This is a genomic window from Buttiauxella sp. S19-1, from assembly GCF_022134725.1.
Lineage (GTDB): Bacteria > Pseudomonadota > Gammaproteobacteria > Enterobacterales > Enterobacteriaceae > Buttiauxella > Buttiauxella ferragutiae.
The window spans coordinates 24,274-30,521 of record NZ_JAHWLU010000052.1; the positions used below are offsets into that span (position 1 = coordinate 24,274).

At 49.0% G+C, this 6,248-nt stretch carries 6 protein-coding genes; all 6 read left to right on the top strand.

Annotation, left to right across the window (positions count from 1 at the left end; genetic code table 11):
- Window positions 1-6: 6 nt before the first annotated feature.
- Entirely contained in the window at window positions 7-534 is a 528-nt protein-coding gene (locus tag MES37_RS13120; RefSeq protein ID WP_064546207.1) for a fimbrial protein, read from the top strand.
- Window positions 535-627: 93 nt separating this feature from the next.
- On the top strand, window positions 628-1,305 hold the full coding sequence (locus MES37_RS13125) for a fimbrial biogenesis chaperone (RefSeq protein ID WP_064546209.1): 678 nt from the start codon (window positions 628-630) through the stop codon (window positions 1,303-1,305).
- Between the two features lie 91 nt (window positions 1,306-1,396).
- Window positions 1,397-3,982 carry a fimbria/pilus outer membrane usher protein gene (locus tag MES37_RS13130; RefSeq protein ID WP_133521558.1) on the top strand — a complete coding sequence of 862 codons (2,586 nt, stop codon included), beginning with the start codon at window positions 1,397-1,399 and terminating at the stop codon, window positions 3,980-3,982.
- Between the two features lie 41 nt (window positions 3,983-4,023).
- A complete protein-coding gene (locus MES37_RS13135) occupies window positions 4,024-5,007 on the top strand; it encodes a fimbrial protein (protein WP_237931658.1) in 984 nt (327 codons plus the stop codon).
- A gap of 15 nt (window positions 5,008-5,022) precedes the next feature.
- Window positions 5,023-5,556 carry a fimbrial protein gene (locus MES37_RS13140; protein WP_064546211.1) on the top strand — a complete coding sequence of 178 codons (534 nt, stop codon included), beginning with the start codon at window positions 5,023-5,025 and terminating at the stop codon, window positions 5,554-5,556.
- A gap of 197 nt (window positions 5,557-5,753) precedes the next feature.
- Window positions 5,754-6,248 (top strand): hypothetical protein (locus MES37_RS13145; protein ID WP_237931660.1); only part of this gene is annotated, 495 nt, incomplete at its 3' end.

A 6,248-nucleotide genomic window follows, 5' to 3' on the forward strand; every position in this document is an offset into this window, starting at 1 on the left:
AGTGTTATGAAAAAGAATTTAATCGCTGTTGCATTCGCCGCTACTGCCATTCTGTCTACTGCTTCTGCTTTCGCTGCGGGTGGCCAGGTTAATTTCCAGGGTGAAATCATCGATGCCGGCTGTACGATTGTGAATACCCCATCTAACCCACTGACAGTGACTTTAGGTAGCGTGGCAAAAACTGAATTCACAGGTGCAGGCTCTACAGCAGCTGCTACTAAATTCACTCTTCAATTAACTAACTGCCCAGCGACCGTACATAACGCCATGGTTAAATTCGATGGTACTAACGTTAGCGGTGATACCTCAGTTTTGGCTCTGACACAGGAATCTGGTGTGGCAACGGGCGTAGGTATTCAGCTTTCTGATGATGCGAATACCGTGCTGCCATTGTTCACCACTTCTAAAGCGTATCCGCTGTCCAGCACTGCTGATAACAACCTGGAATTCGTTGCGCGTTATATCGCGACTTCTTCCACTGTGACCGCGGGCCCTGCGAACTCTACCGCTGACTTCTCTGTCACTTACAACTAATTCAATTTGAGGCCTTGTGCGGGCTGAGAGTTGAACAGCTGGCCGGTAGCTACTGTTACCGGCTTTTATCCCTGATTATTCTGGAGTGTAGTAATGAAATTTATCCCTGGAACTTTGCTGGTTGCCCTGCTGGTTAGCACCTGCGCAGCCCAGGCTGGTGTGATTGTTGGTGGCACGCGCTTGATTTATGACGGCGCCAGAAAGGAGTCTTCACTCAGCGTCAGCAACCCCGACAAACAGCCTTTTCTCATCCAGTCGTGGGTGGAAATGGAAAAGGGTGGCGCTGAGAAAGCCCCCTTTGTGGTGACTCCGCCACTGTTCCGTCTTGATGGCGGGCAAAATAACGTCTTGCGCGTGGTACGTGCGGGAGGCAACTTGCCTTCCGATAAAGAATCGCTTTATTGGATGAATATCAAAGCTATTCCTTCCGCTGATGTCGCGGCGAATATTAATACACTGCAAATTGCCGTGAAAACGCGCATTAAATTGATCTATCGCCCGCAGGGATTGAAAGGGGTTCCGGAAGAGATGACCGATAAATTATCCTGGCACCGTAGCGGGAATAATATACAAGTCAGCAACCCGACGCCGTTCTATATGAATTTCATGGATGTGAAAGTGGCGGGTAAAAGCGTGCAGGATGTGACTTATGTCGCTCCCGGCGGTACCGCGAGCTTCGCAATGCCTGTGGGTGCCAGCTCCGGTAGCGTCACCTGGACGATTATCAGTGACTACGGCGCGATTGGGCCGGAGCATAAAAGCTCCCTTTAAATCTTCAGCAGACATATAAACCGATAAACCACCAATAAATGTTTACCACATTACCAGGGTATCTCATGCCTTTTGCACAAGGAGTTAATTGATGTTTATTATTAAAGGGAGCAACAAACCTGTCCCTTCATTTAATATCAGTAAATTGGCATATTTAATTTCTGGCTATGTGGTTTTATTGAATGCTTTTTCATTCGATGCGCAAGCCCGTGATGTATTTAACCCCGCTTTACTGGAACAAGGTAATACAGCTCTGGGGAGTACGGATCTTTCTGTGTTTGAAGATGGGGCAGGACAACTCCCCGGTACTTATCGCGTCGATATTTATCTTAATAACGAACAACAACAGACGCGTGATGTTGAGTTTAGTTTGCAAAAAGATGCACAGGGCAAAGAGAGTTTACAACCCTGCCTGAGCGTGGCGGACCTCAGCGACATGGGGGTTAAAACTCCGCAGTTCCCCGATCTAGGCGCAGCCGACGAGAAATGTGCCAATTTAACGGCGATCCCTCAGGCTTCAGCACAATTTCGTTTTAGTGCTCAGCAGTTATTGTTGAGTATTCCGCAAATAGCCATCTCACAAAAAGCACGCGGATATGTACCCGAAAGCCAGTGGGATAATGGTATTACGGCTTTCCTGCTTAATTACAATCTCAGTGGTGCGAATAATACCTCGCGGGACAGCAGTGGCAATGACAGTAATACACAATATGCCAACCTGCGTCCGGGTATTAATATCGGGCCGTGGCGTTTGCGTAACTATACCACCTGGAATCGGGATACTAATGGCCAGGATAAATGGGACACGGTATACACCTACGCCCAGCGCAATATTATTTCGCTAAAAAGCCAATTAACCCTCGGTGATAGCTCATCGCCAGGTGATGTTTTTGACAGCGTGCCATTCAGAGGCGCGCAAATTGCCTCCGATGACGACATGTTACCCGACAGCATGCGTGGTTATGCCCCAGTTGTTCGCGGTATTGCGCGTACCAACGCGCAGGTGATCATCCGTCAAAACGGTTACATCATTTACCAAAGTTATGTCGCACCGGGTGCCTTTGAAATCACGGATATGTTCCCAACCGGTGGGTCTGGCGATTTGTACGTCACTATTAAAGAGGCTGACGGGAGTGAACAGCAGCTGGTGGTGCCATTTGCTTCGCTGCCGGTACTGCAACGTGAAGGGCGGCTGAAATACAGTCTGACCAGCGGCCAGTATCGCTCTTATGACGGCAGCGTCGATAAAACCCCATTCACCCAGGGGACGGCTATTTATGGTTTACCTGCTGGTTTCACGGGCTATGGCGGCGGGCAGTTTGCCAGCCATTATCAGTCACTGGCGCTGGGTGTCGGGAAAAACTTTGGTGATTTTGGCGCCGTCTCAACTGACGTGACTCAGGCCTGGTCAACCATGCAGGATAAGCCAAAAGATAACGGCCAGTCGTGGCGCGTGCGTTATAGCAAGAATATCGTCCAGACCGGCACTAACTTTGCTATCGCCGGTTACCGTTATTCGACCAATGGTTTTTATACCCTCCAGGAAGTGATGGATACCTGGCGCGACGGCACCCCAAGCCCAATTATTGAAAGACGCCGCAACCGTAGCGAGATGACGATTAGCCAGAATCTGTGGGAAAACGCAGGTTCATTATCATTAAGTTGGGTCAGTGAAAACTACTGGAATAGCCATCGTACCATGCGTTCAATTGGGGTTGGATATAACAACAACTGGAATGACGTCAGTTACGGGCTTAATTACAGCTACAACGAAAACTCACAGGCGAGTAATAGCAGTGATGCAGCAGGCCACGGGCGTATTTACGATCGTGACCAGATATTTAGTTTAAATATCAGCGTGCCATTAAGTCGTTTCTTGCCCAATACCTGGGCCAGTTACAACTTAAATACCAGCAAACAGGGTAATACCACCCAGAGCGTTGGCCTTAACGGAACGGCACTTGCGGACAATAACCTGAGCTGGAGCGTGCAGGAAGGTTATGGCACCGAGGGGACGGGTAACAGCGGCAACATGAATGCCGATTACCGTGGTACTTACGGCGAAGTGGAGGGGGGTTATGGCTATGACCGCCACAGCCAACGCCTGAATTACGGCGTGCAAGGCGGGGTTGTCGTGCATGAGGATGGCGTGACGTTTGGTCAGCCGTTAGGTGAAACCATTGCGCTGGTGAAAGCGCCGGGTGCCAGCGGTGTGGGAGTCAATAACCAAACTGGCGTGAAGACCGACTGGCGAGGCTACGCGATTGTTCCGTACACCAGCCCGTATCGCAAAGACCGTCTGCAATTAAATTCAGAAACGTTGCCGGACAATGTGGATCTGACACTCACCGACCAGAACGTGGTGCCAACGCGCGGTGCGGTGGTGCGGGCAAACTTTGAAGCGAACGTCGGCCAACGTGTGCTGATGACATTACTCCGTCCGGGTAGTCAAACCGTACCGTTTGGCGCAATGGTGAGCGACCCCACTCAAAAAATCGCACAGGCATTTATCGTTGGTGATGCAGGGCAGGTTTACCTGACCGGGATGGCGGACAGCGGCACGTTGAATGTCACCTGGGGTAGCGATGCCAGTCAAAAATGCCAGGTGACCTATTCCCTGTCAAAACAGACAAATAACACGGCTGGCATCCAGACCGTTAATGGCCAGTGCAAGTGAGGAATGAAATGGGCTTATTTATTATTGCCAAAAGAATAATGATGCTATGCAGTTTATTATTGGGGCTGTGTTTAATCTCCCCCAATGTATTCGCTGCTAATACCGGATGTGTCTCTACGCCAGCGATACCGGGTATCGCGACGTTATCGTCAACGGCGGTGGATTCAACCTTGCCAATAGGTTCAACCATACCCGGTACTGAACGCGTATTCAGTTTCTCAGGCAACTGTTCGACAATATCGGCGGTGCCGCAGGGGATTGCGATTATCACCTGTTATTACGGAACGGGAACTGAAGTTTCGGGTATGCCTGGCGTCTATAATACCGGGGTGGCTGGCGTGGGTATTACCCTCATTAACTCGAGTGGTCAGAGAGTAACGGGGGCAGGGGGGTCGTGTGATACACGAAATACTCCATTAGGTTATATCTCTAACACCAGTGCCAAAACCTATTCAATTAGTATGACTCTGGCATTAGTTAAAACCAGCAATACTATTGGCAGTGGTGCTATGGCCCCAGGACAAACCACGTTTGGTATCGGGATGTATAACACCGGTTATGGTCTGGGTAGCAATACTGATAGTTCGGTTTCCTATACCGGCACACTTTATTATCGCGCTGTTTCTTGTTCAGTGGATGCCAATATTCCGGTGCCATTAGACGATATGATCGTGGCTAATTTTTCAGGTATTGGATCAACCGCCGGGGATAAGGCTTTTAATGTGCCGGTAACCTGTAATGCGCCAGTGAATGTGATGATGAATATGACCTCTGCGGCCTATATTTCGAAACCCAATGCGGTGATGGCATTAACAGCGGGTGCGAATAATGCCAGCGGGATTGGTATCCAATTACTCTATAACAGCAGCCCAGCGGTGTTTGATAATTATTTCTCAGCCGGCAATGTGGTTAATGCGGGGGACACATTAAATGTGCCATTCACCGCCAGATATTATCAGACCGCCAGTACGGTGGTGCCCGGTACAGCCAATGCAACGGCCACTGTGACCATGGCTTATCAATAATAAAAAGGGAAGAATATGCTGCCACTTAAAGTGTATTTAATGGTTGCCTTGTCCAGCGTATTTTCTGTTGGGCCAGTGTTTGCCGCAGATATAGTGAATATTAATGTGACAGGCCGAATACTGCCCACACCTTGTGTGGTTGACCCAGGTTCAGTGAGTCAGAATATTAACTTTGGGCAACTACTTGGTACCGATCTCAGAACGGCGGGCTCGGCTTCAGCGTGGGTACCGTTCACCGTTAAACTGATCAATTGCCCGGCAGCACTTGTCACAGCAACGGTCACATTCCAGGGAACACCTTATCCCACGGATGCCACGCTCTATCAAAATGCCACATCGTCAGGCAGCGCGACAAACATGGCGATTCAAATGGTGGATAACAGCAACCGTACACTGGCGAAAGGCAACAGCACCACCATGACGTCAAATATTGATCCCACTCTGCGTACCGCCACGTTTGGCCTGGCTGCTCGGGTCATCACGCCTGGCGGGAATGTGGGTTCAGGAGCCATTAATAGTGTGGTCACCATGACGTTCACCTACCAGTAGCCGCAGTAATAAAAGAGTAAGGAATATTGATATGTATTTTTTATATCGCTATGGACCATATCTGATTAAAGGATTAATTATCGCTACGCTTATAGGGTGCATGGTATGGAGTTTATTGCCGGAATCTGGCGTTGATTTTTAATCAATAACGGGTGTTCGAGGAAATTGCTGTTGTCGATTCTTGCTGGGGCAGTGGTATGTTAAAAATTGTTATTGATGAGCAAAATGCTTTATATCGCCATGGACTGGAAATGCTGTTGAAGCAGATATTTTCAGCAGAAATGAATGTAACAGTCGAGATTGTTACGTTAAACGAAACCAATATCGCCACGGCGGATATTATCTTTAAAAATTATGATGTCGGCGTCAGCTGTATTTGCCAGCCCTTACTGCACACCCGCAGGAAAAACAGCCTGGTCATTGGCTTATATGAAGGTAGTAAAAACCCGCGCTACGCAGAGTTACCGTTATGCATTACTGATATTGCCTTTGTGAACCGCGCTGAGCCGGTGAATAAAACTAAAACCACAATTATGCGCGGCTGGGAGGATTGCCGGGCCGCACAGGAGCAAAAGAAACAATGGAGCTGCCTGGATTGCCGCCATCGCACGTTATCACCGCAACAGGTCAAAATTGCGGCGCATTTTTATCGTGGTGATACCACAGAAAAGATCGCCAGTGATTTACAGATC